We start from the raw sequence: 26,978 nt of genomic DNA, 5'->3' as shown, positions 1-26,978 counted from the left end.
GTAAGCAAATCCTTCTCATCTTTCAGAGTTTGATAACTCTGCAGGAATTAGCACCATTATCTCCCTGTTAATATACAGGTGATTGGTTGCCGGGCATCATCGGGCCAGTCCCTCCGCCGCTCTGGATAAGAAGATTGCTATTCAATTCGATTGAACCTAATACTAAAGGATCGGCAGGATTCTTGTCAACAATTTATTTCCACCCGTTAATTTGCATCTTTCAAGGCGGTCATAACTTGATTGTCCAGCTTCGCTGCCGCGTTTTTGTCATACGTCTTTTCATATTGTGGTTCTACGGAAATACGGGAACCATAAAACATAATATCACGAACGGCCTCAATTTTGATTTCTGCCATGGCCAGCTTGAGCGGAACACCTTCCAGTCGGTCTGTTTTGACGGTGGCACGACCATTAATGGCAAAAGATGAGCCGGCACCGATCAAATGCAGGACAACTTGCGGTTCCTTCGCAATATTAGCCAAAATACGTGAGCGATTATCCACGGCAAAACGAATCGTATCGGCGCTGACAGCATACGTCCAGGACAAGGAGCTGAGCGATGGTGCCCCTGACTCATGATCTACTGTGCCCAAGGTAACAAAACGCTCCTTTTGCAAGAGCTGGAATAAATCTTCGGAAAGAGATTGGGAAACAGTTTCAGCCATTTCAAAGCCTCCTAACAAACGTTTTGTACGTTCATTTTACCCTTCGCATAGCGGATAGGCAAACGTTTCCTCTCCACCTTGATTCTGGTTGTCTTTTTCCCTAGACTGGTAGGTAACGATACCGAATGATGGAAGGGGATGGACAGCTTGTCGCCTACAGACCGCCTCATGCAGCAAATTGACCAAGTTCTTGAAGAGCTTCAGGAAGTTCGGAAGGTAAATGAGCGGATGCATAAAATTGCAATGTTCCTGGAAGATATTCGACTAGCAGACGTGATCCAAAATTACACAGCCCCGCGCAAGCTGCTCTGGATCAATTTCCTCGCAGGTCTTGCCCGGGGTCTGGGATTGACGATTGGTACTGCTATCGTTTTGGCTTTCCTCGGCTCCCTCTTGACGCAATTTCTTTCAATCCCCATTCTCGGGGATTACATCAGACAATTGGTGGAGTACGTCGAGACTTACAAGCAGCGACCTTAACGCTAGAGACTAGTCTCTGTCGTCGTCATGATCTTCGTCGTCGTCATCGTCCTGATCATTATCGTCATCATGATGTTTGTCGTGCTTTTTCCAATAGCCATACGCGTTGCCGTTGGGATGCTTATCTTTCTGCTTCCCTTTTTCTTTTTTCTTTTTGTCATCATCGTCGTCTTCATCCTCGTCTGTTGGCTTCACAGGCTCGACAATGACTTTTGTGCTTAATGCAACGTCAGCTTTCTTAACCAGCTTATCGTCTTCATACAATGCGAATTGAATCGATTTGGCGCTAAAGGAACGATTCTTGTAAGATAACGTCAAAGAAAACTCACCTTTGTCATTCGGTTCAATTTCTTTTTTCTGACCGTCTGGAGCGATCACAAACAATTCAGTATCGTCCTTTTTATTCCAGCCGCTTACTGTCCCCTTCACCTGAATGGACTTGGCGGCAGGATTGTTTACAGCAGTCGCCTTGATGGTATATTCGGTTGCTTGATCCTTGTCAGGAGCGTTAACAATTTCTACCTGAACGGATTCGGAATCAACCTTCTTGCCATCCTCGTAAACCTCGATCAAGGCTTTTTGATCTTTTGCTGCTTGTACATCCTTTACTGAAACCGTAAAGCTGCCTACGCCATCCCACAGCTTCTTCACGCTTGCGTCTTTTTTCACGCCATTATAGGTGACAGTTACTTTGTCTGCCCCCTGCTTGACAATTCCTTTTACTTTTAATTCCTTTTTCTTCGCATCCAATACAGACATCGTATGGATGATCATTTCCTTATCTTCTTCTGCTTTTGGAACAATCTTTACCTTTTCGCTATCGACCAGCTTGCTGCCTTCATAGGCACTCACGGTTACATACGGCTCATAGGATGCATCAGGAGCTTCAAAGCTGACTGTGAAAGAGTTCTCGTCGGTTGGAACGACTTCAATGATATCGGAATTCGGCTTTTTCACAACCACCTTGGTCACATCCGAAGTCACAATCCCCTTTATGTACACCTTGTTATTTTCAGTCTTGGCATTTACGCTCACGATTTCTTCATCGTTGTCTGTCAAGCGCACTTCCAGCCAAATATCGCTGTAGTACTCGTTGTAGATACGCTCCCATTCCGCTTTGTTTTCTTCCATAAACGTTTGGAGCTTCGTATTCAAGTTGATTTCTTCTACAATGATGTACAAGTGATCCGCTTGATTTTTCAAGAGCATGTTCAGTGTGGTTGGATCATTTTGGGCAAGTTCTTTCAGATTGTAGCGTGTAACTTGCTTACCCTCGTCGTTCATGACTACCTTTGTGGCACTTGGACTTGCAATCGAGCTTGCATCGGCAAAAATTGGCGTCAAACAGCCAAGAATACCTGCCGCTGTCACCACTGCTAATACGGGCTTGGTCATATACTTTTTCAATGGTAGTTCCCCCTTCTAGTCTGCCAAAATCCCCCTGCATGCTTGGGGCATGAATATTGACGGGAAATCATTTTCAAAAGTTGCATCTTCCAAGAAACCGCGTCTTATTACCTATAAAAAACGCTTGATACAAAAAAACTCCACCCAACTTCCGAATCATTTCGGCAAGTAGAGGGGGAGTCTTTGTCCCGTTAGTTGCAGTTGTACTTGGGTTCACTTTCAATCGCGACTAATAAAGCTTCGACTGATTCAGCAGGGTATCGCACTTCCATGGACTGAGAGTCAACGTTCCCAAATAGCACGTACCAACTGCCTTCCTGACGATAGCCAATATCACTCATTTGATGATCCTCTTGCAGCAATTGCAAGAAAAAAGCAGCTGTATCCAAAGCAGAGCGGTCTTCTGGTCGCGCATCGGCAACCACTTGAATTTGCAGCCAATTAAAAAGTGCATCTTCACGCTTCACGCGGTTCTCCTCACTTTCGCCCAGTTTGCTCCGGCTTGATCCGTACCTTTACAATCACGAGAATCGCGATCGCCACCATCATTGCACTTTTCACAGGAAGCTGCACATCCAGAATAGCGAAAATGAGAGCTCCGGCAAATAAAAGGATGTACAAGAGCACGTTTTTCAAAATAGGCATACGAATACGGGTAGCAAAGCCAAGATAATAGACAATAATTAATTCCACAAACAAAATCCAAGCCCGATATTTATCAGCCCACATGCGAAAGCTGTCATATGCTGTGAGCTGATCTGGATTCGTTGGCACATAGGTTGATGCGATTTGTATCCAGTCCATCACTTATCTCTCCTGTCTTCAAGCGGTGAAACTCCTACCGCTTCACATACCACCTCATAGGCGGAATGAAACGAATAGTCACTCCTTTTTTCTTAGGAAAACGCTATCTTTCTTACTTTATCAGGTGGTGGATTCTGTGTCAAAAAACGGTAGGCTCTTCCATGTAGCTAGCATGAATTTCGCGGTACATGCTATGATGAGGATATGTCAGTAGAAAAAGGTGGGAATAAGATGAGCTTGTATGATATTGCCGTCAAAACGATTTCCGGTGATGAAAAGACATTAGCCGCCTTCAAAGGGCATGTCCTGCTAATCGTAAACGTCGCCAGCCAATGCGGCCTTACTCCTCAATACAAAGGGCTACAGGAGCTGTACACGCGTTATCAGGATAAGGGTCTCGTCGTTCTCGGCTTCCCTTGCAACCAGTTCGCTGGGCAAGAGCCAGGAACAGAAGAAGAAATCGCAACGTTCTGCGATCGAAATTATGGCGTGACCTTCCCGCTTTTTGCAAAGATCGATGTCAATGGTCCTGGTACTCACCCGTTGTATCAGTACTTGAAGGAGCATGCCCTGAGCGAGGAACATTCCGATATCGAATGGAACTTCGCCAAATTCCTCGTGGATAAAGACGGTCATGTCGTAAAACGCATCAGTGCTCGTACTCAACCGGAAGAACTCATCCCTGATATTGAGAGTCTGTTGTAAGGACAAAGACAAGCCCAAATAAAAACGCCACTTCATCCCCAACAGGATCAAGTGGCGTTCTTTTCTTTCTATCTTACGCTTGCGGTTGTGCTTCATAGCGTCTTTGCTTCTCATAGCGCTCACGATCTGATTTGTTCAGATATTTTTTGCGCAGACGAACGGATTGAGGTGTTACTTCGCACAGCTCATCGTCGTTCAGATATTCCAGTGCCTCTTCCAAGGACAACATGCGAGGAGCCTTCATTTTGACAGTCTCATCCTTGGTCGCAGAACGTACGTTGGTCGCATGCTTTTCTTTACATACGTTAACAACAAGATCGTTGTCACGGTTGTGCTCGCCCACGATCATGCCTTCGTATACTTCTGTACCTGGGTGAATGAACATGGTTCCGCGATCTTCTACGGACATCAAGCCATACGTGGTAGCTGTTCCTGTCTCATGGGAAATAAGTACCCCTGCATGACGTCCTCCTACCGCTCCTGGTACAAGTGGACGATAGCTGTCGAAGGAGTGGTTGAGAATACCGTAACCACGTGTAATCGTCAAGAACTCTGTACGATATCCGATCAAACCGCGGGATGGAATAATGAATTCCAGACGAACTTGTCCGAAGCCGTTGTTGATCATGTTAACCATCTCGGCTTTACGTTGACCCAATGTCTCCATTACTGCCCCTGTGTATTCCTCAGGCACATCAATGATCAACAGCTCAGCCGGTTCCATTTTTTGTCCATCGATCATACGAATGATAACCTCAGGCTTGGACACACCCAGCTCAAAGCCTTCACGACGCATGTTCTCTACCAAGATGGACAAGTGCAATTCACCGCGTCCAGAAACCACATACGCATCTGGCGAATCTGTTTCATCTACACGCAGAGATACATCTGTCTCCAGCTCAGCCATCAGACGATCACGCAGCTTGCGGGAAGTCACGTGCTTACCTTCGCGACCAGCAAACGGGCTGTTATTCACAAGGAACGTCATTTGCAGGGTAGGCTCGTCAATTTTCAAGAGTGGCAATGCCTCTGGATGGTCAACGTGGCAAACGGTTTCCCCTACGTTGATATCGTCAATACCAGAAATCGCTACAATATCTCCTGCTCGTGCTGTTTTTTGCTCAACACGTTGCAATCCGGAGAAACCGAACAGCTTTTGAATCCGTGCTTTTTTCACTTCACCTTCGCGTGTAGTGACAGATACCATTTCATTCAGGTTCATGGTTCCGCGATAGATGCGGCCAATCCCGATACGACCCAAAAAGTCGTTGTAATCCAGCATGGTTACTTGCATTTGGAGCGGAGCAGATTCGTCTGCGTCAGGAGCAGGCATATGCTCTACGATGGTGTCAAACAGTGGGCGAAGGTCGCCTTCCAGCTTGTCTGGCTCAAGTCCTGCAATCCCTTGCAGACCGGAAGCATAAACGATTGGGAATTCCAACTGGTCTTCCGTCGCATCCAGATCGATGAACAGGTCATACACTTCGTTGATAACTTCTTGAGGACGTGCATTGTCGCGGTCAACTTTGTTCACGACAACGATAGGGGTAACTTTTGCTTCCAGCGCTTTTTTCAATACAAAGCGCGTTTGTGGCATACAGCCTTCGAAGGCGTCGACGATCAACAGAACGCCATCCACCATGCTCATAATACGCTCAACCTCGCCACCGAAGTCAGCATGGCCTGGTGTATCCAAGATGTTAATTGTGAAATCCTTGTATTTAACAGAAGTGGTTTTCGCCAGGATCGTAATTCCACGCTCGCGCTCCAGGTCGTTAGAGTCCATCATTCTCTCTTCTACCTGTTGATTCGAGCGGAATGTGCCCGATTGGATCAAAAGTTTGTCAACCAGCGTTGTTTTTCCGTGGTCAACGTGGGCAATAATTGCAATGTTGCGTATGTCAAGACGCTTCATGTGAACCTCCTCTATTATGCATACCTTCCATATTAACAGGTAGTGAAACGCGGCACAATGGGCAGTTTTTTACGGGAGCCACTTCCTGAGTAAGAGACTTTAATTTCGTCATACTAAGGAAAATGGAGGTGGCAAACGTATGGAACGGTACGGCCCGAAATGTTTGGTTGGCTTGCTTATGATTGCAACCATGATGACCGGATGCGTAAGCTCGAGCAGCCATCCAAAAAATCAAGCGCACACACAAAGTACCACCTATCAGCAGGCCCCAGGTGCTAGGACAAGCCTCGCTCATGATTATCATGCCTACACTGGCGGAATCAATGCCCGCAATTATCGAAACGGATATACGGTTAACGGTTTTAATCAGGATTTGGCTGAACAGCTCACCATGGTCGCAGATGACGTTCCTGGTGTGGAACGTGCTACTGTTCTCGTGAGTGGCACCGATGCTGTCATCGGAATTCGTGTTCGGAAAAATTTTGGCCCTGAGCAAACGCGCATAATCGAACAGCAAGTCCACTCCGCCGTTCGTTCACGCGTTCCCAACTTCTCGATCCAAGTAGCATCCGACACAGCCACATTTGACCGGATTCGTGCCATCCATGCAGATATTTATGAAGAAGCGACGCATCGGACCAATCAAGTTGATGTGAGACCCGACATGAAAAGCCAGATCACCAATACATCCACGGAATTTCGTTCTCTGCTCCACGATATTGGCCGCAGAATTCCTACTGTCACTCCATAATGACAAATATGAATCGAAGTTCCATATAAAAGAGGTGCGGAATCAGCCCGCACCTCTTGAAAACTTTTCCATTTGATACTTACTTTGTCGCTTCAACCAGTTTCATTTCTGGCTCAACAACTTGCAGTTCACCCAAACCACGAACTAATTTCTTCGCGTAAGTTTTTTCCGGCTTCAGCACGGATACCAAGTAGTCGATGGCGATTTGCGGATCAACGGTTTCCCCACACGTGTAGCAATCCAGAGCAGCAAAGCCGCGCTCAGGATACGTATGAATGGACAGGTGGCTTTCCGAGAGAAGAACCAGTACGGTAGCACCCTGAGGAGAAAACTGCTTCGCTTGCACACTCAGTACCGTAGCACCGCATGCCTCAGCAGCCTCAATCATTTCCTTTTTCAAAAATTCTGCGTCGTTCAACAAATCAAACTGAACTCCCCATGTGTCAACAGCAACGTGTCTTCCGAAAGTCGAATATTCCATCTTTCGGTTCCCCCTTCCTAACGAGTGTAATGTTAAACATCGCTAGGACCTGCGTCATTCACTAACGGGGGCGGTTTCCGTTGTTATCCACCCTTTAAAGTGAATCCTGGTTCCTAATCCTGTTTCCAACGAAAACAACAATACCATGCATCGGCCTAGTTTGACAATACCCTTTTTCAATAATCTATTAAGAACACTATAAATAGGCTGACGGCTATTCTACAGGATGGAGAGCAACCACTTGCTACAAGTGGGCTTTCACATGCTGTGAGTTATGGTACACTTTCAGAAATGAACCAGAATGGAGAGGATGGCAAAGGAAATGATTACTATCCGTAATGCCACAGCAGAAGATTTGCCGGCACTGATCGCCATCGAGCACCTTTGCTTCTCACCAGATGAGGCTGCGACCCAGGAAGCATTTGAGAAGCGTATTCGATTGATTCCTGACAGCTTTTTTGTAGCGGAAGCGGATGGGGTCATTGCGGGTTTGGTCAATGGACCCGTCGTCGAATCCACCTTCATTACCGATGATCTTTTTCAAACGATCAAAGAAAACCCGGCATCTGGCGGCCATCAAACCATTTTAGGATTAGCGGTTTCTCCCGCTTTTCAAAATCGCGGCATTGCCTCCAAGCTCCTCGCACACCTGGAAGCATCAGCAAGAGAGTCCGGTCGTGAGACGATCACGCTTACTTGTAAGGAAAATTTGATTAGCTACTATGAAAGTCATGGATACCTCAACAACGGTGTTTCCAGTTCAGATCACGCTGGTGCAATTTGGTACAATATGAGCAAACCATTACAATTACGCTAAAATGAACCAAGAAACAACAAAAGCGGGAACCTCTTGTTAGGAGGAAACCCGCTTTTTGTTATTTACATAAAAAAGGGCGCCCAGAGCACCCTTTTTTCACTAAACTTCTAATTCATATAACCGCCGCGATAACGTTGCTAATCGAACATCAATTGCTGGAAGTTTTTCCGGGGCAGTTCTCTTTGCCCAATTACGCAAATCCAGCCATCGGTCCGTTTCTTGGCGTATGGACTCAATCTCCTGCTCGCTGCCATCCTGCTGGAACAACGCCTCCAGCTCATTGGTCATGTGCAGAGAGTTATTTTCAAAGATGGACACTTCCTCGTCTCCGGTTAGCTCCTGAATGCTCACAACCGATCCTTGATCGTAGTGATACACCATTGTGAAGCCGTCATAAATCCGGTGGACGATTCCATAGCCTCGGAACGCTTTCATTGCTTTTCTCATTGCATTTGCCAGTTGCCGATCTTGGATCAGATACGAGCTGTCGCATGAGTAGCGGCTGCCAACCCGACAAAAACTCAATTGAATTTCGCCGTTCTTGTCATTCAAGATTACGTCACGATCGCCATTGTCACACACTTTGACTTGGACTGAAATGTGTTCATTGGTGAAAAGCGAAACGAACTGGTTCAGCTCTTCTTCATTCACCGTAAAATAGGCCTTGGCGTAATTAGTTGCTAAACGCTGTGCCATAAATATCTCCTCAATTCTTTTGGTTTGCATGGGCCGAGTACGACCGAACAGTTATCCAAATCAGAGGAGATACGCTAAGTGTCAACAAAAGAACGCTGTAGAACCTGGCCTTGCCCCGCGAATCGAAAATCGATTTGGGTAATGAAGGCGGATCACCTACTTTTTGTTTTTCGCAAAAAAGCCATTTTTGACATCTTTATTATACCTCAGATGCCATCAAAAGTCTTGAGGAAAATGGCGATGAATTTTAGCAAAAAACCGGAATATCCGCAATCAGACGCAGGGAAATGAAAAGAACTCCCTGATTCATTCATATGCTTGCTGTTTCATTGAAATTCAGAGGGACTTATATCCCTGCGGTTGAGGTCATCGCTTTTTTGATCGCAGCCTGTTCTTCTTCAGACAAATGGTAGCTCGATGTCCCTTGCTCAAGCGGCTTGGCGTACACACGAGATTCTTCTCGTCCAAAAATGCTGGTGATCACGACGCCGTTCCCAGCGTCATCTGTTACCGCCAACGAAAAGCTAAGATCACTGCCGACATCCCCGAAAGCATTGTAACGGATAATCGCTATTTTGCCGCATTGCGCTGCCATTCGTTGTGACAGACGATTGATGGCAAACTGCTGATCACTGTGCTGCTTTTTCATTTCCTCTACCTGATCCAGCAGTCTGTGCAAGCCTTCCTCGAGATTGGCTCCTCCCGTCCCTGTCATAATCCGGTTGATTGATTTCCTCAATCGACTAATCCGGACAGACTGCATAATCACGATCCATAACAGGATCAGTGTCAATGCGATGACGGCTAAAAGCAGGATCGCTACATTGGGGATTTGTGATAGGAATGCTTCCAAAACTTTTCTTCCTTTCCGGCGTGTGCGTAAATATGCTGTTAAAAACCTTCTTTATTGTACAACCGCCAGGCCTCCCATTCAAACAAGTCTTTTATAAAAACAACAATTACTAATAAGCGACTTGCAACCAAAAAAAGCGACACCCTCATTTGTTTGAGATGTCGCTTTTTCATTCCGTATTGGTTTGTGTCAAACTCATCGTCCTTTGGCTATCCTCCAGTCTGCCTACGCTTCCAAAAGCAACATTTCCCGACGGAGCTGCTTTAATCGCTCTGTGGACTGCTTCATTTGACTTTGGTCTTTGGCTTGCATTGCGTCATACAACGTCGCCAGTTCATAATCCAACTCCAGACGGAGCACCGGGATGCGTTCTTCCGAGTCACGTCGTTTCATCGCGGCAATTACCTGATCCATCGTTACATTGCAAAATTTTTCATAGATCACTTTTTTCTCAGCTCCTTTTAATTCCACTATTCTGATAACTTCTCCGTACTGGATTTGCTTCAGCAAGACGCACTCTTCAAAAGTGACCTTGATCATGGCATGCCCTTTTGCCCGCTCTACGAAGTGGTACAGTACGAGTGCCACCCGAGAATCATTGACAGGAATGCCTGCAATGTGCAGCTTATAGGACCCGTTTAAACGCTGCATTTTCCAGTCGGATCGGCCATCTGTGGTGTTCACGAGGAGGTGAAACTGCTCGGGAGATTCTTTCCACGTGACGCTCACCCCTGCTTCCACCAGGGCCTGCACCATCGCGTGCAATGTTTTGCGGTCAAACCAAACTGCCAAATGAAAATACTCCAACTCCATGCCGAGATTCATCTTCTACAGGCCCCTCCCGTTGACAGAATACTCAGATATCACTTTTGCCGCAAGGGAGTGAGTGGTATATCATATTATTCAGGCTTTGGTTTTGCTATTCATAAAACTCGGCATGTATTTTTTTCCTGGATGGTATGATATCATATGGAGGATTCCAAGCTCCCTTGACGGGGACGATCGCCCTTTTCTTTCCAGTGGGGTTCGATGATGCTTAAAAGAGGTGTTTGTTACATGCCAACGTTTCCAGGCTTTCGTCAAGAAGATTTTGATGTTTTTGCCATTGATGGACTGGATGCTCGGATGGACGCGATCAAAACCAATATCCGTCCCAAATTCGAAGTACTCAGCCAGCACTTTGCGCCTTTTCTCTCCGTAGCAACCGGGGATGAAATGTTTACGCACATAGCAAAACATGCACGCCGTACGGTGAACCCACCAGCTGATACGTGGGTTGCCTGGGCTAATGATAAACGCGGTTACAAAAAACACCCGCACTTTCAAATCGGCTTGTGGGGAACACATTTGTTCGTTTGGTACGCAGTAATCTACGAGTCTCCTTCCAAAGAGCTGATCAGTCATGCGTTTAACAAGCGTTTAGATGAGGTCATCGCGATGATTCCGGAGCATTTTCACTGGTCTTACGATCATATGCAACCAGCAAGCACGTCTCAAAAAGAGCTGGGCACGGCTGGCGTGAAAAAGTTGGTGGACAGGCTGGCACAGGTAAAAAAAGCGGAATTGCTCTGTGGAATTACTATTGACCGTCATGATCCAATCCTTGCAGACGGAGAAGCATTGGTGGGTCGTCTCGAAGAAACATTTGGCGTGTTGAGCAAGCTCTATTCATTAGGAAACTCTCGTGGATAGACCGCCTCCCGCTTTCTTTAGTTAAGTTATATGCAAAAGAACAGGTCCGCTTTCATTTGAAAAACGCAGGCCTGTTCTTTTGTTTTAAGAAAAAGACCGCAATCGATCCAACGACTTGTTCACATCGCCAAACATGCGGTCAAACAATTGTTGGACACTTGGCACATCATCAATCAATCCAATAACCTGACCAGCCCAACCAAAGCCGCGCTGGCTGTCGCCCTCATAAATAAATGTGCAATTGTTCGCTCCACTGATAAGGCTCTTTAACTGCTCGTAGCCTGCTCCTTCTTTTTCCAATTGAAGAATGTGATCAGACCCTGGTGTGCGAACGACCCTCGCAGGTGTTCCCAGTGTGCGCTTGATAACTGCGGTATCGTGCTCCGTTCCAGCAACCAACGCCTCTTTGTAGGCCGAATGCGCATGAACACATTCTTGCGTCGCAATAAATCGCGTCCCCATCTCTACACCTTCTGCACCAAGTGCAAGCGCTGCCAAAATTCCCCGACCATCACCGATGCCACCGCTAGCCAATACCGGAATTTTCACGGAATCTACCACACGCGGAATCAAAACAAACGTCCCGATATCATCTCGTCCCAGGTGCCCCCCGCCTTCTTGACCGACAGCCATCACAGCATCCGCACCAATCGATTCTGCTTTTTGTGCTTGGCGGGCAGACGCAACCAAGACAAGCTTTTTGATGGGATGACCATCGAGTCTGCGCAGCAGCGGCTCTGGATTGCCTCCTGTTACCGAAACTGCTGTTACTCCTTCTTCAATCGCCACATCCAGCATTTCTTCATACGGCCGACCATGTTGACCAATTGCATAATTCACACCAAATGGTTTATCCGTCAATGCACGGACCTTGCGAATCTCCTCCCGCAGTGCATCAGCCGATGGCAAGGACATAGCCGTAATTTGTCCGAGTCCCCCGGCAGTTGACACGGCCGCAGCCAAGTCTGCGTAAGCCAAATAAGCCAAGCCACCTTGAACTACCGGATATGTAATTTGAAGTAGCTCCGTTACTCTCGTTTTCATCCTGATTATCACCTCGTGTAAATGACCTTCTCGGCTTACAGGCCAAACTCCTGCCACCACTCGCGGACATGAATAAAAATTCGCTTGCTTTCCCCCCCTATTTTGCTATACTCAATTTGTTTGTTTTTCCCCTTATTATTCTTGATTAGTAAAGTGAGGCGATCGTAGTGAGACAAATGAAAACTCCTTTGTTCAGCGGGTTGTTGGAGCACGCCAACCGGAACCCGATTCAATTTCACATTCCGGGCCATAAGAAGGGTATGGGTATGCATCCGGCATTTCGCGAGTTCATCGGGGACAACGCTCTTTCGATAGACCTCATCAACATTGCGCCATTGGATGACTTGCATCACCCGAAGGCAATGATCAAAGAAGCACAAGATTTGGCAGCCGAGGCATTCGGCGCTGACCATACATTTTTTTCCGTGCAAGGTACAAGCGGTGCCATCATGGCAATGATTATGGCGACATGCAGTCCTGGTGACAAAATTATCGTACCGCGTAACGTACACAAATCGATTATGTCGGCGATTATTTTCGCTGGCGCAATCCCAATCTTTATTCACCCTGCCATGGACGAGCGTCTGGGTATTTCTCATGGGATCACAGTGAAGGCCGTACAAAAAGCATTGGAAGCTCATCCTGATGCTGCTGCCCTGTTGGTGATTAACCCAACGTACTTCGGTATTGCAGGGGACCTGCGCGAGATCGTGCGGGCTGCGCATAACTATGAAATTCCTGTATTGGTAGACGAAGCTCATGGTGTGCATATTCATTTTCATGAGGAACTGCCGATTTCGGCCATGCAAGCCGGTGCCGACATGGCAGCAACCAGCGTACACAAGCTGGGTGGCTCTTTGACCCAAACGTCGATCTTGAATGTACGGGAAGGGCTCGTCGATGTCGATCGGGTGAAAACGGTCATGAGTATGCTCACGACGACTTCGACTTCCTACATCTTCCTCGCGTCTTTGGACATGGCGCGTCAGCATCTGGCCCTTAACGGGAAAACGCTCGCGGATCAAGCGATGGAACTGGCAGCAAAAGCACGTGATATGATTAACGAAATTCCGCGCATCTACTGCGTTGGCAAGGAGATTCTTGGAAAGCCTGCGACTTTTGCGATGGACCCAACTAAGCTCCTCATCCACGTACGCGATCTCGGAATCACTGGATGGGAAGTCGAGAACTGGCTGCGTGACAAGTACAACATTGAAGTAGAGATGAGCGATTTGTACAACATCCTCTGCTTTGTTACTGCGGGAGATACGGAAGAATCCATCCGTACGCTGGTAAATGGCTTGCGTGATCTGTCTGTTGAATTTTCGCACGTACAAGCAGAAGATAAGCCTACCATCTCATTGCCGAATATCCCTGTGCTGTCCACAACCCCTCGAGATGCATTCTATGCAGAAACAGAGACGATTCCGTTGGTGGAAGCAGCAGGTCGAGTCATCACTGAGTTTATCATGGTGTATCCTCCAGGCATCCCGATTTTCCTTCCTGGAGAGGTCATCACTGAGGAAAATATCGCGTACATTCAAGAAAACATCCGAGTCGGATTACCTGTACAAGGCCCCGAAGATGAGACACTAAAAACGATTAAAGTCGTAAAAAGACAAACCGCCATTTCTGGCTAACCGATCTGAACCGAAAAACGGCTGCCTCTTTCACGAGAGAGCAGCTTTTTTTATTTTTTATACAAACATTTTGAGATAAGATGGAAATGGGAAAAATCAGGAAAGGTGGGCGATGCTGCCATGCCAGACTGGTCGTATCAAACGATGTTTCGGCCACTTCTCTTTCTCATGCCACCCGAACGGGCCCGGTCTATTACCTTGCAGTCAATCGGTACTTTGGCAAAAATTCCGGGGGGTTCGCTCATCATCGAATGGATGGGACATATGGAGCCTCCCTCCCAGCTCTCCCAAACAATTGGTCCAGTCACGTTTCCTACTCCAGTCGGGCTGGGTGCCGGATTAGACCTGGATTGCATCGCCATTAAAGCGCTGTCCAAATTCGGCTTCGGGTTTCTAGAGCTGGGACCTGTGTCCAAAGAACCGATTGATTCTCTCGGCACCGTTCAACGTGACATTGCCGCGATGAATATCCACTATTCGAGTCCTCTGGTAAATAATGGTATATATACCCTTCAGAGGCGCCTGGAGGGGGCTTCTGGCATCAAAATTCCTCTCGGAGTCAGATTGGCCTGCCAACCAAAAGTCAGCCTGAGAGAAGCCACAGAAGATCTTCAGGAGCTAATCGACAGTTTGGAGCGTTTTTGTTCGTTTTTCACTATTGATTCGCGGGCAAATATGGGACAGCCCGAATGGAGCCATACAGCGTGGAAGGAACATTTTTCCTGTTTGCGTAACCATACGGATATGCCACTCTTGCTGGCGATCCCCCCGAGCTTGACCGATGCGGAAGCACTCCCGATTCTTACCGCGGCAAAAGAAGCAGGACTAAACGGCCTAGTTGTCGCTGGAGGCACGATTCAGGAAGATTCATCATGCGCGAATAACTCTGTTTACATCACGGGGAGGAGTTCACACGAGCAAGCTGTCAAATTTGTCTCCTGGGCACGGGAACAGTGGTCAGATGCCCTTATCATTGGATCAGGCGGCATTCTGGAGCCACACGATGCTCTAACCCTTCTTGCCGCAGGTGCCAATTTTGTGCAATTGCACAGTGGCTTGGTCTATTCTGGCCCTGGCTTGCCAAAACGAATTAACGAAGTTATTTTACAAACACAACCAGACACTGACCCTCCTCAAGAAAAACGATCTGCTTTTTTATTTCCTTCTTGGATATGGGGAATCTTGTTGGGCGTGGGCATGATGATCGGTGGGGCACTTGCTTGGATGATCGCCGCAACAACCGTCGTCCTCCCCTACGACGAACGCTTCCTCGGGATGTCTGCCGACCAGCTTGCGCTCTTAAATGCGCAAATCCTCTCTTTTATGTCACACGATCGGATTAGTCTGGCAGGAACGATGATATCCATAGGAATTTTGTACAGCCAACTGTCTTATCATGGCCTACGTAAAGATATTCACTGGACGCGGACCATCTTGCTTATCTCCGGTACTGTTGGATTTTCCAGCTTCTTTTTATTTATTGGATACGGGTACTTCGATTACTTGCACGCGATTTTAGCGCTCGTGTTGTTCCCCATGTTTTTGCTCGCATTACGAACACCTGCAAAGGTTCATTTGACTCGCCTACCGCCTCAGCTTCACAACGATCGGGATTGGCGAATGGCTCTATGGGGACAATTGCTCTTTGTCATCATCGGATTTGGTTTGACAGGGGCTGGTATCGTCATTTCGATCATCGGCGTCACAGGTGTCTTCGTTCCTTCTGACCTCGTTTTTCTCTGTGTGTCTGCTGATACCTTGCAGTCTTACAATGAGCGATTAATTCCGGTCATTGCTCATGACCGCGCTGGCTTTGGAGGGGCACTAGTTTCGAATGGCCTGGCTGTCTTGCTGATCAGTCTTTGGGGTATCAGGAGAGGAGAAGCGTGGATTTGGTGGACATTGTTTTTAGCGGGTATTCCAGGCTTTGTTTCCGGCATAGGCATACATTTTACTGTTGGGTATGTCGATTTTATTCATCTTTTGCCTGCTTATGTCGCAGTCATTTTCTTTCTCGTAGCACTCGTACTTTTGAAGCCGTATTTATGCCGGACATAAAAGAAAACAGACGAAAAAATTCCTTTCGTCTGTTTTTCTTTTATAAAAGCCTGACGACTATTAGGCAGAATCAGTCTTCGTCTTCTTCATCTTCGTCATCATCATCGCCCGGAGCGAAGGCTACCGTGTATACATATGGATCTTTATCACGCTTATCGACCCAGACAACGCGATTTCCACCGATGCGGACATTTTGCATCTCCGCATCATCATCCCACTCAATATCGCTATAGGAATCCTCTTCGAAATCATACAGCTCATAGTAAAATTCCTTGCCTTTTGTGGACAGACGATTTTCTTCATACAAAATCATATTGCGTGAAGCCTGTGGATTTTTCTGGTCACCATCCGTATAACGAAGCAACGGATTGACTCTTTGACGGTCGATGTTGTAATAGTACAAATCCCAACCGGTTTTGGAATCGCCTGTATCTTCGCTCCAAACAACGAAGCCATCGCCGACTTCTGCTTTCTCTACTTTTACGTTATCGCGGATTTCAGTCTCATCATCTTCTTCGATATCGTAGAGAACGATACTTGCGCTCTTTGATCCTTCTTCCACTACCCAGGAAGCGTAGTTTTTGTAAATATCAACACTTAATGGTTCTTTTCTTAACGTCGTAACTTCCGTATGCTTTCCAGTCGATAGATCTGTGATAATCACTTCTGATCTGCCAGCAGTATTCACCCATAACAGACGCTCTCCGTCAATCTCATACAGCTTCTCACTCGGTTCTTGATCATCATCTTCATGTGTGATCTGCTTCTGCGTATCCTTACGAATATCGTAGGAGAAGAGTGCATCTTCATGCTCGTCATACCAGACAACATAACGCGAGCTTACAACAGGGCGAACAGAATCATGCTCTGGATTACTGACGACTTTCCCTTTTTTATTTTCGACATCGTAGAATACGACCGTATTATTTTTTTTAGACTCGGTGACGTACGCTACATATCGATCATGAGCACTTGGCTCCTTTGGTTCCCCGCCTGCATTACCTATCGGAACTAATTCCTTTTCGTCCAGGTCATACAAGTGGAGTTGGAGCTTTTTGTTACTGTCTTTTTTCGCGAAAAGGACGAAATCGCCATAAATTTTCGGTCCGGTCTCCCCGTACAGATTGCTCGCGATCTTTTTACCAGACTTTTTGCCAAGCTCACGATATTTCAAGTCATTATTGTCTGCGTAGACATAATCCTCTTGATACAAATGTACGTTTTGCTGTTCGTTGCTGTCATCGGTCAATTGCTTAATTCGACCGTTGCTGATGGAATAGGAATAAAGGTCTCCAGCCGATTGGTGCTCATACACGATTTGATCGGAGAAAATGCTAGGACGGCCTTGATCCCCTTTAGCAATGACGGCAGCCTTTTCCTCTTTTGCTTTGATGTCATAGTAATAAATGTCATCATTGCCATTACGATCATCTTCCCAAGCAACATAACCGCTGCTTACCACCGGGTTGCTTGCTTTTCCACTCGCTGATACGATCTCTGTATCTCCAGTAGAAATTTTATGTAGATAAACATCGCCGTTGTCAGTCCAAACAACATTTTTATCAGCAATCTCCAGTCCATCGACCGAAGCAGAACCACTTGTCAAACGGATTTCTTTCTCTTTCACTATGTCATACAAATAGACATCTGAGCCGCCATCACGGGAATCCATCCATACGACGTAATCTCCATCAACCTTTGGATTTGTCTTCTCAGATTCCTTGTCACCTATTTCGTTCTGGTTACCTTTAGCGAGGTTGTAGAGTGTTACTCTTTGCCCCCCCTCAACAATCCATACCGCATATTTTTTTGCTATATCATATCCATCTGAGGATATTGATGGCTGACTACCGTCTATTTTTTCTTCATCACCAATACTGTAAGCAAGCGCTGGTGTCCCGCTCCACAGAGATGTGACCAAAAGTGCAGCAGCCAGCATTCCCTGTATCGGTTGTCGCTTCATGACACAATTCCTCCTTTTGCAACGATTCTCACACTTCTCCATTATCCTCCATACGAAAAAGGTTGTCAAAAAAACAGGCCTCAACATAGGCCTGTTGACTATATCTTTATTCTTTTTCCTGTCTTTCACCAGGTCGGCAGTCACAGTTGCACACGGCATAAAGCGTTTTCACTGAATTACATTCAAAATGCTCGATGATGGTTCCGCAAGTCTGACATACGATAGTTCCCATCTATGTCCCCTCCGCATTCAATTGATTCACATATCCCTGTAAATGTTATGTTACATTCATCTTAATATGCTACACCATTCGGAGTCAAGATGCATTCGTTGATAATTAGTATGTCACATTAATGCGGAATATTCTCATTCAGCCAGTTCACGATTTTTTGCAAGACTTCTTCCTTTTCAGGCTCATTCAAAATTTCATGCCGCAAGCCCGCGAATCGTTCAAACGTTTGTCTGTCTGGAAGGCCCACGGTAAACTGCTCCACTGCATCCGCATCTACCAATGTATCAGCACCAGCCTGTAAAACAAGGACAGGATGCTTGATTCGATTTCTTTCCTCCCACGCCTTTTCCATAGAACGGTTCAATTCTGTGAACCATCTGACACTTACCTTGGAATAATTGAGCGGATCGTTCTTGTAAGCAGCCTGAACAGCTTCGTCACGCGAAACCATGTCGGGAGTGATTCCATTAGGCATGACAAGTGTTGGCCAGACCCGATCGAGAAATTGTGCCAATTGCTCCTTCCACGCCGGTACAGTCAGTTTCAGTTTCAAGCATGGTGATGTGAGAATTAACCCCGCCAGCTCTTTGCTCCGTTCATCCGTCTGAATAAAACGAGTCGCGATGAGCCCCCCCAGACTATGCCCCATTAACAATACAGGCTTCTCTCCTAACGTATCGGCAAACGCGGTACTCGTCCACTCACGTACACGGGACAAATAGTCTTCGAATGATTGAATATGCCCCCGTCTCCCTGGAGAGCGCCCCCATCCTGGCAAATCTTCCGCATATACGTCCCAGCCCGCCTGATTAAAATAAGCCGCTACATGCTTATAGCGCCCATGATGCTCTCCCGTTCCATGGACGAGAACAATCGCTCCCCGAGAATTTTTGGCCGACCATTTATGTACACCCATTCTCCCTGTTCCCCCTACTGCCTGATTTCTTTCGATTATACTAAAAAACGGAAGGCCGTATTTTACGAAAAAAACCAAAACGAGCAGAAGATAAACTTCTGCTCGTTACCTAATACTGATTTTCTTCAAATGGAATGGATGGTAAATGTTCCTGGAAAAACTCAGCAAGCGCGACTGCCTCGTTCTCTGAATCCAGCCTGAAAATTTTTTGCAGGTATCCTGGATTCACCGCATCTTCCGAACTGAGAAGAGTCGATTGCCCTGTCTGCATACAGATCACCAACGGCTTCCCATAAAACTTGTGTGTAAAAACCATGCCAAAGTCGTAGCGTGTTCCCTCTGAAATAAATCCAAGGAAACGTACATTAGCATTCTCCGAAACGTCGTATAAGTGGTCGTAGTGCTCCATCAGCAATCCCTCCTCAACAGTATTTTGGCCTCCGAATTTCGTGAAATATTCGGATTATTCACTAGTATAAGCGAAAAATCACGTTTTTGCCACCCAAACAGCATCATTTACCAGACGCGTTGGGTTAATGACCCTGTCTTCCCCTTCTTGAATCCATCTCACTTTTTCTGCACCATGCAACGATTGCGCGACAAAGGAGAGACATTCAAAGAACAGTTCAACTACTGCTGTACTGTATCGTTCCTCCATTTTCTCCAATGCATACGTCAATCTAAAAATATCTGGTACACTTCTTCGACTGGCTTCCAATACTTCTTTTCCTTTTTCAGTCGGGTATACGTGAACCACACGCCCATCCAACTCCGACTTTTCGATCGTCACCATGCCTTTCTCCATTAATTTCTTGATATGAATGACAATCGATGAGGGATGCCAGAAGGTCCAATCTGCAATTTGCGTGACGCGTACACCTTCATAACAGTAGATGATCCAGAGAATGTTTAACTGTACAGAGGAATCCAATTCGGCTTCCTTCGCTGCCCGCTCCCAGTCTTCTTTGTTCACCACATCGATGGCGCGCATGGTGTTTAAAGCTTCGAATACGTGTCTAATTGAGGCCTCCTGCATGCGTATATTCCTCCATGATTCTTTATCGTTCATCTAACGGCATATAAATATGATATATATTTTACACTTTTCAGAAAAAACACGCAATTGTTTTCGGTCGCCAACTGCCTCATTGCCAAAGAGTGGAAGACAATGCTACACTTAACGCACAGAATACCGGTACTAGGAGTGAGTGCAGTCGTGAAACTTCAATCCGCCTACATCTATTTCGTTGATGGTTCTACCGCAGCATCTGTAAGTATTGACGACGTGAAAGCCAAGTTTACGCGATACGTTGACATGACCTCAAAAACAGGAAAGCAATTGGGCTGGACCTATGCTGACGCAGCTTTCCCTTACACCCTAGAAGAACGCCCTGAAGGAGTCAACTCGTGGTTCCTTCTCAAAGGAAAAGATCCAAACATGTACAAAGCTATCGTTGTTGGCGTCGGGAGCAAAAATGAAAACGGTTCCGAGAAGCACTACATACAAGTGTCCCTCCCTGAATCGGCGACACACGGCGATAAAAACAAGGCAAATGAATACTGTCGATACTTGGCACGTGATTATAAAGCAGAGCTCCACCTCTTCAACAAGCGCATTCAATACTTCCAACCTCGAAAGCCATAAACAAAAAACGGAAAAACAGTCGAGAAATATCGACTGTTTTTTCATGTTCAGGCCTATTCCCCCTGACCTCTTTTTTTCATACGAATAACAAAAAGAGGAAAGGGGGGTACTTATGGATGCGCAAGGATTTATTCAGTTGGTTGCTGACCACGCCAGAAAGTCTTATCAGAGCCATCGTATATTCCCCTCCATTATCATAGCGCAAGCCATACTCGAGTCAGGTTGGGGTAAAAAAGTACCTGTTGACCCTGCCACTGGGACATTCTCGTACAACCTCTTTGGAATGAAGGGAACGGGACCTGCCGGCTCTGTCACCATCGAAAGCAAAGAGGTAGAAAACGGAAAGACAGTCACACGTACCTCCCAGTTCCGCGCTTACGAAAATTACCAGCAATCCATGGAAGACCATGCCCAGTTTTTACGTAAGCCCGCATACAAAAACGTGCTGGCAGCAGCTACTCCCGCACAAGCCGCACAGGCTTTAGAAGAAGCCGGCTACGCTACCGATCCTGCGTACGCAGAAAAGCTGACGCGCCTCATTCAAACGTACAACTTGTCTCAGTACGATCCATTCGCCCCAGAAGAGCCACAATCGTTTCCTCCCTGGAAATTGGAGCTGGGCAATCGTGCGTTACAAGAGGGCTTGCTGACCTCACCCGAATGGCTAAAGAAGTTAGACGAACCAATGCCAGTATGGGCTGTTTTAGCGGTTGCCCTGCGACTGTTGGACAAACAGCGAGAGAACCCATAAGTGTACGAATATAAATCAAAAGCCCCATTGCCACAAGCAAATCTCGCGGATAATGGGGCTGTTTCGTATAAAAATGCAGTTGCCTCAGTCGTACGTTGCTTGAGCACGTTGATCAAATCATTTGAGACCTGGACAGCGAATAAAACCTTCCGTCCACCATCCGAATTCCCAGATCGACGCAATATTCCAATCCTTGCGTCACTCCGTACAAAATCCATTCGGAAGAACGGTGGTTGATATCAAAATCAGTATAAAGGTCAGTGCCATCATTTCGGATCTCTTTGCGGTACGTCACATCAAAAAGGCGTAGGACAAAAGGCAGTTCAGCAAACGGAATAGCAAACTTTCGCTCTATTTCTTGCTCGAACTCCTTCGTCATGCTCCACTCTGCCTGAATGGATTGCTCATCTTTCCAGGCAATGCGTATACTCGGGCCTTCTACATCTGTGGACGATCGCGGGGGATTTGTCTCCATTCGCTCCCATCGTTCCTTTCTTTCATGTACTTGCTATCACCAATCATATTGGCTTTTCCCTATATTATAGCACGGGGACATGCGAAGTGGAAACGCATCCAAGCCATAATTTTTAACGCCCAACTGTAAATGTATTTTCACCCACGGTTACATAAGAAGTAAATTTCTCGGATTTCATTTGAACTTGTACTTTATAAGTGCCGTATGCTTCGAGTTTTGTAGATACAAAAGGCTCAGAAAAATAGAAGCTGTTTGCATTTTGAGTGGAGTATTTCCATTCTTTCCCTTTAGACACTTCTTTGCCGTCCGGTCCGACCAACACGAGTTGCATGCGCAAGTCTTTGGCTACAGGCGCGTCATCAACCTCTACGAACACGTTAAACGTACGAGGCACATTTTTGTCGCTGTATCCTTTGACAGGGTTGCTAAAAACGACATTTTTATTGCGGGTCTGCTGAATTCCTTCGACCACAATAATATTTACGTTTGGCTTAATCACTTGCAATTTGCCAGATTGCTGATCGTAATCAGCAAAACCACCAAGCTTGTTCACTATTGATTCTACCGATTCGGCCTTGGATGCTGGCATTTCACTCGCTACGGTTTCCGCGCCGAAAAATACGCGCATCGCACCCTCTCCCAGCGCAGTAGTGCTCCCCACCCCTGCTGCTACAGTCAACGCCAACAAGGCCGATAACCATGCTTTTTTCATGTCAATAATCCTCCTGTATGTGTGCGCGGCAGCGCTTGTTTTTCCGGAATTTCTTCTCCCTAGTTTATACGTTTGGAAAAGGAAATAGTTGTGCTGCCCTGATAAGTTTTTTCAACAATATCCACATTATCCACAAGCACAAAAATCTTAGGAAGAAAGACTTATGCACAGAGATGTTAGTAACTACTCCTTACTCTTGACGAGAATACGGTTGGGAATGACACAGAAAAAAGAGCGGCTTTCCAGCCACTCTTTTTTTGCTCCTGACACCTGCTACTCCTGTTGCGAAAGCCATGTAAAATACCGAGAGACCAGTCGAACGGCAACCTCGATCGCATCTTCGTTCGGCTCCAATTTGGAATGGTGCAAGCCATATGGCGTTTGCACTCCCAGCCAGAACAAAAAGCCGGGAATTTCTTTCAAAAAGTAACCGAAGTCTTCTCCAGTCATGGCTTCTTTGCAGGTGATGAGAGTTACATCTTCACATTGTTCCTGTACCCATTGCATGAAGTCTGTCGTTAGCTGCTCCTCGTTGTAAACCTGGCAGTAGCCAACCCCGTAGTCAATCGTTGCCTGGCAATCAAAGCCTATTTCCACTCCCTTTACGAGAGATTCAATGCGGCTCTTGACGATTGCCATCGATTCCATTGAAAAGGTTCGGATGGTCCCTTCTAGCCTGGACTTCTCTGCGATGATGTTCTGCTTCGTCCCGCTCTCCAGCTTTCCAATCGTAACGACGGCAGAATCCAATGGGTCCATATTACGCGAAATAATCGATTGAAGCTGTGTCACAAGATGGCTTCCTGCAACCACCATGTCGTTCGCCTTGTGCGGGAAGGCCGCATGCCCCCCTTTGCCTACCAAGTCAATGTACAACTCAGACGTGTTGGCAAACAAGATTCCTGGCTTCGTCGCAATATGACCAACTGGATATTCTGGCGCAATATGCAGGGCAAAAATGCAGTCCGGTCGCCATCCTGCAAACTCTTCACTTTCCATCATCGGCTCAGCACCGCCAGGACCTTCTTCTGCCGGCTGGAAGAGGAACAGCAAATCATCTGCTATCGGATGCTCGGTAAAATGCGTCAGGAGGCCAAGTGCAATTGCCATATGCATATCATGCCCGCAAGCATGCATGTACCCTTCATGAAGCGAGCGAAACGGATAGGACGTTTCCTCTATAATCGGTAGGCCATCCATATCCGTCCGCCAGGCAATGAATCGTTTTGGCTTTGTTCCCGCCAGCTTGACCAATATGCCTGTCCGCCACGTTTTGATCTCGATTCGCTCTTGGGGCAGCTTTTTCAAATAGTCGAGCAAGTATTGTTGCGTCTTCACTTCAGCGAAGCCTGGCTCCGGTATTTGGTGCAGGTCTCGGCGAATTTGTGTAAACAAGGAAGTCGTCATGGCCTACGCCTCCTTTTTCGTGCCTGTTCTTGCTGTTAATTGTTCCTCAAACACAGCAAGGAAACGGTCCACATCAGCTTTTGTCAACGTCAGAGGTGGAAGCAGACGAACAATGGTTTTCTGTGTCACGTCAACGAGAATTCCTTTGTCAAGCAATGCTTGCTGCAAGTGACTTACCTCCTCCGGGGTGGAAGAGAGCGGAATTCCAACCATTAAGCCTTTTCCGCGAAGGGATTGCAGCTGATCTGGAAGACGCGTTCGCAACGCTTCCAAGCCCGACCACAGGTACGCAATCACTTCTTCTACGTGAGCGATGAAGGCTGGATTAAGCAATTCGTCCAACACGACATTCCCCAGGGCAGCAGACAGTGGTGATGGTGCAAACGTCGTTCCGTGATCCCCCGGTTTGAACTGGTTCATCAGCTTTGGACCAGCGATGACACCGCCGAGTGGAAGCCCTCCCCCTATGCCTTTGGCGAAAAGGATCAGGTCTGGCGTTACGCCTGCATGCTCATAAGCAAACAGCTTTCCTGTTCTGCCCATTCCAGTCTGGATCTCGTCCATGACAAAGAGCATACCTTCTTGTTCACAGATCGCAGCTACCTCTCGCAAGAACGCTTCCGTTAATGGCACGACACCGCCGGAACCCAAGACTGGCTCCATAAGGACCGCAGCGGGCTTTGCTTCCTGGCAAATCGCTCGCAATCCTTCCGTATCCTCCACATCCAGTTCATACACTGGAAAAGCCGGTTGAGGAAAGTCTTGATAGACGTGAGCCTGCCTCGTCAAACGCACTGCTCCGAGTGTTCGCCCGTGAAAGCTGTTGCGTAAGACAACGATGCCTTCACGGCCTGCCCCCTCGTTTTTCGTCCATTTGTGAATCAGCTTGATCGCAGACTCTGTAGCCTCTGCACCAGAGTTGGTGAAAAACACTTTTCCACTAATGCTGTTCCCAACCAAACGCTCAGCCAAACGAATAGCCGGCTTGTTTAGAAATACATTGGAAATATGCAAGAAGCGCTCTCCCTGCTCACGCAGAGCCTGTACAATTCGCGGATGAGAATGCCCCAGAACGTTTACCGCGAGTCCGGTAAACAAGTCGAGATAGCTCTTCCCGTTCGTATCGTACAAGTAATTTCCTTCGCCTTTTTCTATGGCAATCGGAAGTCTTTTGTAAGAGGAGACGATATATTGTTTATCGAGCGAACGCCAGTCCATGTGCACTCTCTCCCTTACAGTTGACGTAGCTCCTGCTTGATCTCTGTCTTGGAACGAGTTTTTTCATCGATTTGCTTGATCACGCGTGCAGGCGTTCCCGCAACTACTACGTATGGAGGTACATCTTCAATCACGACAGCACCCGCTGCAACCACAGCACCTTTTCCTACGCGTACACCTTCCAGAATGACAGCATTTGCTCCGATGACAACATCATCCTCGACAACAACTGGCTGTGCAGATGGCGGCTCGATAACGCCCGCAATAACCGATCCCGCGCCGATGTGGCAGTTTTTCCCGATGGTTCCACGTCCACCTACTACAACATTCATGTCGATCATCGTACCTTCACCGATCACTGCACCGATGTTAATGGAAGCACCCATCATGATGACCGCATTGTTACCGATTGTCACTTGGTCACGAATAATTGCGCCTGGCTCAATACGCGCTTGAATCCCTTTGGTATCCAGCAATGGAATAGCGGAGTTGCGGCGGTCGCTTTCTACTACATAATCTTCAATTTTGTCTGCGTTAGCAGCAAGCACTGGCTCAATCTCTTTCCACTCACCAAAAACAACACCAGTAGGACCAGTAATGAAGGCTTTGGAGCTCGCACCGAAGTCGATTCCCTCCAGGTTCCCTTTCACATATACCTTCACCGGTGTTTTCTTTTCGCTTTTTTGAATAAACGCGATAATTTCGTTAGCATCCATCATGTTCATAGTTACATCCTCCTCAAAATAACAGCATGGTAAATCAAAAAAAGCAATGAGTGCATTCGCTATCTCATTGCTCTTGATACTACATAAGCAAATCATAAATAGCGCTCCACAAAAAGACTTGAGGTCCCTTGTGACAGGATGTTCATTTTTCATGAGACACCCCAGCCTGTGCTACGTAGGGGCATAGCATAAGCTTCGGCGCTTTAGCCTTTCTTCCTTCTCCTGCCCCCTGGCAGATTGCGAAAAGACTTACTCTTCTTCGGCGCACCTCTATTTAGAGTACATTATTATAATTTTATTTAACTCTACCAAAATCAATGAAACGTGGCAATAAGAAAAAAGTTATTGACAACGATTCTCATTTTCATTATTTTATTACTGAGAATGATACTCATTATCTAAATGGAGGTTTTACGTTTTATGAGCATTTTGATGGTATACGCGAGCATGACAGGGAATACTCAGGAAATTGCTGAAGCAATTGCAGAAGGTATTCGTTCAACTGGTGCTGAGCTGGAGATAAAAGAAGTAATGGATGCGAACGCAAAAGAACTAGAAGCTTACGACGGAATCTTGCTTGGTGCCTACACATGGGGCGATGGCGAATTGCCAGACGAATGCCTGGATTTTTATGAGGAAATGGACGATATTGACCTCAGCGGGAAAAAGGTCGTTGCTTTTGGCTCTTGCGACTCCGCTTACGAGCATGTCGGTGCAGCTGTTGATATTTTGCTGAAAAAGGCGAGCGAGCGTGGTGCGGAAACTCCTCTGGAAGGTTTGAAAATCGAGCTTTCTCCTACTGCAAAAGAAGTGGAAGCTTGCAAAGCATTTGGGGTATCGTTTGCTGAATTGCTCGGCTAATTGATGTTTCCCAAATACTCTGGCACATGCTATACTATCAATCCAACTTTTTAAGGAGGATTGAT

30 protein-coding genes and 2 riboswitches are annotated in these 26,978 nt (G+C 46.7%); of the genes, 10 read left to right on the top strand and 20 right to left on the bottom strand.

The genetic code is table 11. The features are described 5' to 3' along the window. Nucleotides 1-12: 12 nt before the first annotated feature. Nucleotides 13-132: riboswitch (SAM riboswitch) on the bottom strand. Nucleotides 133-206: 74 nt separating this feature from the next. Beyond that, nucleotides 207-665, bottom strand: a complete 459-nt coding sequence (locus ASG16_RS21635) for a pyridoxamine 5'-phosphate oxidase family protein (protein ID WP_048033785.1) — start codon at nt 663-665, stop codon at nt 207-209. A 138-nt stretch (nt 666-803) separates the two neighbouring features. Between ASG16_RS21635 and ASG16_RS21630 the strand changes: the two genes are divergently transcribed. Beyond that, entirely contained in the window at nt 804-1,145 is a 342-nt protein-coding gene (locus ASG16_RS21630) for a DUF5665 domain-containing protein (RefSeq protein ID WP_007723262.1), read from the top strand. A 9-nt stretch (nt 1,146-1,154) separates the two neighbouring features. Here the strand turns inward: ASG16_RS21630 and ASG16_RS21625 are convergent, their stop codons facing one another. The 3 genes from ASG16_RS21625 to ASG16_RS21615 all read right to left on the bottom strand — a co-directional run bounded on the left by ASG16_RS21625 (nt 1,155) and on the right by ASG16_RS21615 (nt 3,356). Continuing rightward, nucleotides 1,155-2,552 (bottom strand): hypothetical protein, encoded by a 1,398-nt coding sequence (locus ASG16_RS21625; protein ID WP_056485940.1) that lies wholly within the window; start codon nt 2,550-2,552, stop codon nt 1,155-1,157. Between the two features lie 191 nt (nt 2,553-2,743). Next, complete coding sequence (locus ASG16_RS21620) at nt 2,744-3,019, bottom strand: hypothetical protein (protein ID WP_056485938.1); 276 nt, start codon at nt 3,017-3,019, stop codon at nt 2,744-2,746. Between the two features lie 10 nt (nt 3,020-3,029). Continuing rightward, nucleotides 3,030-3,356, bottom strand: coding sequence for a YlaH-like family protein (locus ASG16_RS21615; RefSeq protein WP_056485935.1), 327 nt, complete (start codon nt 3,354-3,356; stop codon nt 3,030-3,032). 231 nt (nt 3,357-3,587) lie between these two features. Here ASG16_RS21615 and ASG16_RS21610 point away from each other — a divergent pair, with 231 nt between their 5' ends. Beyond that, a complete protein-coding gene (locus ASG16_RS21610) occupies nt 3,588-4,061 on the top strand; it encodes a glutathione peroxidase (RefSeq protein WP_056485932.1) in 474 nt (157 codons plus the stop codon). 73 nt (nt 4,062-4,134) lie between these two features. On the opposite strand, the gene typA is transcribed toward ASG16_RS21610, so the two are convergent. Then, nucleotides 4,135-5,976, bottom strand: a complete 1,842-nt coding sequence (gene typA, locus ASG16_RS21605) for a translational GTPase TypA (protein WP_048033790.1) — start codon at nt 5,974-5,976, stop codon at nt 4,135-4,137. Nucleotides 5,977-6,115: 139 nt separating this feature from the next. Here typA and ASG16_RS21600 point away from each other — a divergent pair, with 139 nt between their 5' ends. Next, nucleotides 6,116-6,727, top strand: coding sequence for a YhcN/YlaJ family sporulation lipoprotein (locus tag ASG16_RS21600; protein ID WP_056485929.1), 612 nt, complete (start codon nt 6,116-6,118; stop codon nt 6,725-6,727). A gap of 79 nt (nt 6,728-6,806) precedes the next feature. Here ASG16_RS21600 and speD read toward each other — a convergent pair whose 3' ends face one another. Continuing rightward, nucleotides 6,807-7,208, bottom strand: a complete 402-nt coding sequence (gene speD, locus ASG16_RS21595) for an adenosylmethionine decarboxylase (RefSeq protein ID WP_048033792.1) — start codon at nt 7,206-7,208, stop codon at nt 6,807-6,809. A gap of 322 nt (nt 7,209-7,530) precedes the next feature. On the opposite strand from speD, the gene ASG16_RS21590 reads away from it, so the two are divergent. After that, nucleotides 7,531-8,025, top strand: coding sequence for a GNAT family N-acetyltransferase (locus ASG16_RS21590; protein WP_056485927.1), 495 nt, complete (start codon nt 7,531-7,533; stop codon nt 8,023-8,025). 99 nt (nt 8,026-8,124) lie between these two features. Here ASG16_RS21590 and ASG16_RS21585 read toward each other — a convergent pair whose 3' ends face one another. The 3 genes from ASG16_RS21585 to ASG16_RS21570 form a co-directional block, all read right to left on the bottom strand. Continuing rightward, nucleotides 8,125-8,721 (bottom strand): hypothetical protein, encoded by a 597-nt coding sequence (locus tag ASG16_RS21585; RefSeq protein WP_048033794.1) that lies wholly within the window; start codon nt 8,719-8,721, stop codon nt 8,125-8,127. A gap of 346 nt (nt 8,722-9,067) precedes the next feature. Continuing rightward, the gene (locus tag ASG16_RS21575; RefSeq protein WP_056485921.1) at nt 9,068-9,574 is read right to left on the bottom strand and encodes a DUF4446 family protein; all 507 of its coding nucleotides are present in this window, start codon (nt 9,572-9,574) and stop codon (nt 9,068-9,070) included. A gap of 225 nt (nt 9,575-9,799) precedes the next feature. Beyond that, nucleotides 9,800-10,399 (bottom strand): YkzI domain-containing protein, encoded by a 600-nt coding sequence (locus ASG16_RS21570; protein WP_048033797.1) that lies wholly within the window; start codon nt 10,397-10,399, stop codon nt 9,800-9,802. A gap of 231 nt (nt 10,400-10,630) precedes the next feature. Between ASG16_RS21570 and ASG16_RS21565 the strand changes: the two genes are divergently transcribed. After that, nucleotides 10,631-11,266 (top strand): YktB family protein, encoded by a 636-nt coding sequence (locus ASG16_RS21565; RefSeq protein ID WP_056485918.1) that lies wholly within the window; start codon nt 10,631-10,633, stop codon nt 11,264-11,266. Between the two features lie 84 nt (nt 11,267-11,350). Here the strand turns inward: ASG16_RS21565 and ASG16_RS21560 are convergent, their stop codons facing one another. Then, on the bottom strand, nt 11,351-12,310 hold the full coding sequence (locus ASG16_RS21560; RefSeq protein ID WP_056485915.1) for an NAD(P)H-dependent flavin oxidoreductase: 960 nt from the start codon (nt 12,308-12,310) through the stop codon (nt 11,351-11,353). Nucleotides 12,311-12,477: 167 nt separating this feature from the next. On the opposite strand from ASG16_RS21560, the gene ASG16_RS21555 reads away from it, so the two are divergent. Together ASG16_RS21555 and ASG16_RS21550 are read left to right on the top strand one after the other, a co-directional pair. Beyond that, a complete protein-coding gene (locus ASG16_RS21555; protein WP_056485912.1) occupies nt 12,478-13,950 on the top strand; it encodes an aminotransferase class I/II-fold pyridoxal phosphate-dependent enzyme in 1,473 nt (490 codons plus the stop codon). A gap of 120 nt (nt 13,951-14,070) precedes the next feature. After that, a complete protein-coding gene (locus tag ASG16_RS21550) occupies nt 14,071-16,008 on the top strand; it encodes a beta/alpha barrel domain-containing protein (RefSeq protein WP_056485902.1) in 1,938 nt (645 codons plus the stop codon). A 70-nt stretch (nt 16,009-16,078) separates the two neighbouring features. On the opposite strand, the gene ASG16_RS21545 is transcribed toward ASG16_RS21550, so the two are convergent. The 5 genes from ASG16_RS21545 to ASG16_RS21525 form a co-directional block, all read right to left on the bottom strand. Next, the gene (locus ASG16_RS21545) at nt 16,079-17,971 is read right to left on the bottom strand and encodes a TolB family protein (protein WP_056485899.1); all 1,893 of its coding nucleotides are present in this window, start codon (nt 17,969-17,971) and stop codon (nt 16,079-16,081) included. 106 nt (nt 17,972-18,077) lie between these two features. Further along, nucleotides 18,078-18,203, bottom strand: a complete 126-nt coding sequence (locus ASG16_RS21540) for a GapA-binding peptide SR1P (protein WP_007723214.1) — start codon at nt 18,201-18,203, stop codon at nt 18,078-18,080. A 118-nt stretch (nt 18,204-18,321) separates the two neighbouring features. Further along, nucleotides 18,322-19,119 (bottom strand): alpha/beta hydrolase, encoded by a 798-nt coding sequence (locus ASG16_RS21535; protein ID WP_056485895.1) that lies wholly within the window; start codon nt 19,117-19,119, stop codon nt 18,322-18,324. 109 nt (nt 19,120-19,228) lie between these two features. Continuing rightward, the gene (locus ASG16_RS21530; protein ID WP_015892160.1) at nt 19,229-19,528 is read right to left on the bottom strand and encodes a DUF3055 domain-containing protein; all 300 of its coding nucleotides are present in this window, start codon (nt 19,526-19,528) and stop codon (nt 19,229-19,231) included. Between the two features lie 78 nt (nt 19,529-19,606). Then, the gene (locus ASG16_RS21525) at nt 19,607-20,155 is read right to left on the bottom strand and encodes a MarR family winged helix-turn-helix transcriptional regulator (protein ID WP_007723208.1); all 549 of its coding nucleotides are present in this window, start codon (nt 20,153-20,155) and stop codon (nt 19,607-19,609) included. A gap of 180 nt (nt 20,156-20,335) precedes the next feature. Between ASG16_RS21525 and ASG16_RS21520 the strand changes: the two genes are divergently transcribed. Both ASG16_RS21520 and ASG16_RS21515 read left to right on the top strand, forming a co-directional pair. Continuing rightward, complete coding sequence (locus tag ASG16_RS21520; RefSeq protein WP_056485892.1) at nt 20,336-20,764, top strand: DUF1885 family protein; 429 nt, start codon at nt 20,336-20,338, stop codon at nt 20,762-20,764. A 112-nt stretch (nt 20,765-20,876) separates the two neighbouring features. Continuing rightward, a complete protein-coding gene (locus ASG16_RS21515; RefSeq protein ID WP_056485889.1) occupies nt 20,877-21,515 on the top strand; it encodes a glycoside hydrolase family 73 protein in 639 nt (212 codons plus the stop codon). A gap of 112 nt (nt 21,516-21,627) precedes the next feature. Here ASG16_RS21515 and ASG16_RS21510 read toward each other — a convergent pair whose 3' ends face one another. The 5 genes from ASG16_RS21510 to dapD form a co-directional block, all read right to left on the bottom strand. Then, entirely contained in the window at nt 21,628-21,990 is a 363-nt protein-coding gene (locus ASG16_RS21510; RefSeq protein ID WP_007723202.1) for a DUF4912 domain-containing protein, read from the bottom strand. A gap of 112 nt (nt 21,991-22,102) precedes the next feature. After that, complete coding sequence (locus tag ASG16_RS21505; RefSeq protein WP_048033807.1) at nt 22,103-22,702, bottom strand: hypothetical protein; 600 nt, start codon at nt 22,700-22,702, stop codon at nt 22,103-22,105. Between the two features lie 273 nt (nt 22,703-22,975). After that, nucleotides 22,976-24,109 carry an N-acetyldiaminopimelate deacetylase gene (locus ASG16_RS21500; protein ID WP_056485886.1) on the bottom strand — a complete coding sequence of 378 codons (1,134 nt, stop codon included), beginning with the start codon at nt 24,107-24,109 and terminating at the stop codon, nt 22,976-22,978. A gap of 3 nt (nt 24,110-24,112) precedes the next feature. Beyond that, entirely contained in the window at nt 24,113-25,327 is a 1,215-nt protein-coding gene (locus ASG16_RS21495) for an aspartate aminotransferase family protein (RefSeq protein ID WP_056485883.1), read from the bottom strand. 14 nt (nt 25,328-25,341) lie between these two features. Continuing rightward, complete coding sequence (gene dapD, locus ASG16_RS21490) at nt 25,342-26,052, bottom strand: 2,3,4,5-tetrahydropyridine-2,6-dicarboxylate N-acetyltransferase (RefSeq protein ID WP_007723196.1); 711 nt, start codon at nt 26,050-26,052, stop codon at nt 25,342-25,344. A gap of 91 nt (nt 26,053-26,143) precedes the next feature. After that, nucleotides 26,144-26,333: riboswitch (Lysine riboswitch) on the bottom strand. Nucleotides 26,334-26,472: 139 nt separating this feature from the next. Between dapD and ASG16_RS21485 the strand changes: the two genes are divergently transcribed. Then, nucleotides 26,473-26,913, top strand: coding sequence for a flavodoxin (locus tag ASG16_RS21485; RefSeq protein WP_056485880.1), 441 nt, complete (start codon nt 26,473-26,475; stop codon nt 26,911-26,913). Nucleotides 26,914-26,978 lie beyond the last annotated feature (65 nt).

The sequence above is a fragment of the Brevibacillus sp. Leaf182 genome (assembly GCF_001423865.2).
GTDB lineage: Bacteria > Bacillota > Bacilli > Brevibacillales > Brevibacillaceae > Brevibacillus > Brevibacillus brevis_C.
The sequence above is the reverse complement of the archived record's forward strand: the minus strand, read 5'-3'. Positions and strand labels throughout refer to the sequence as shown.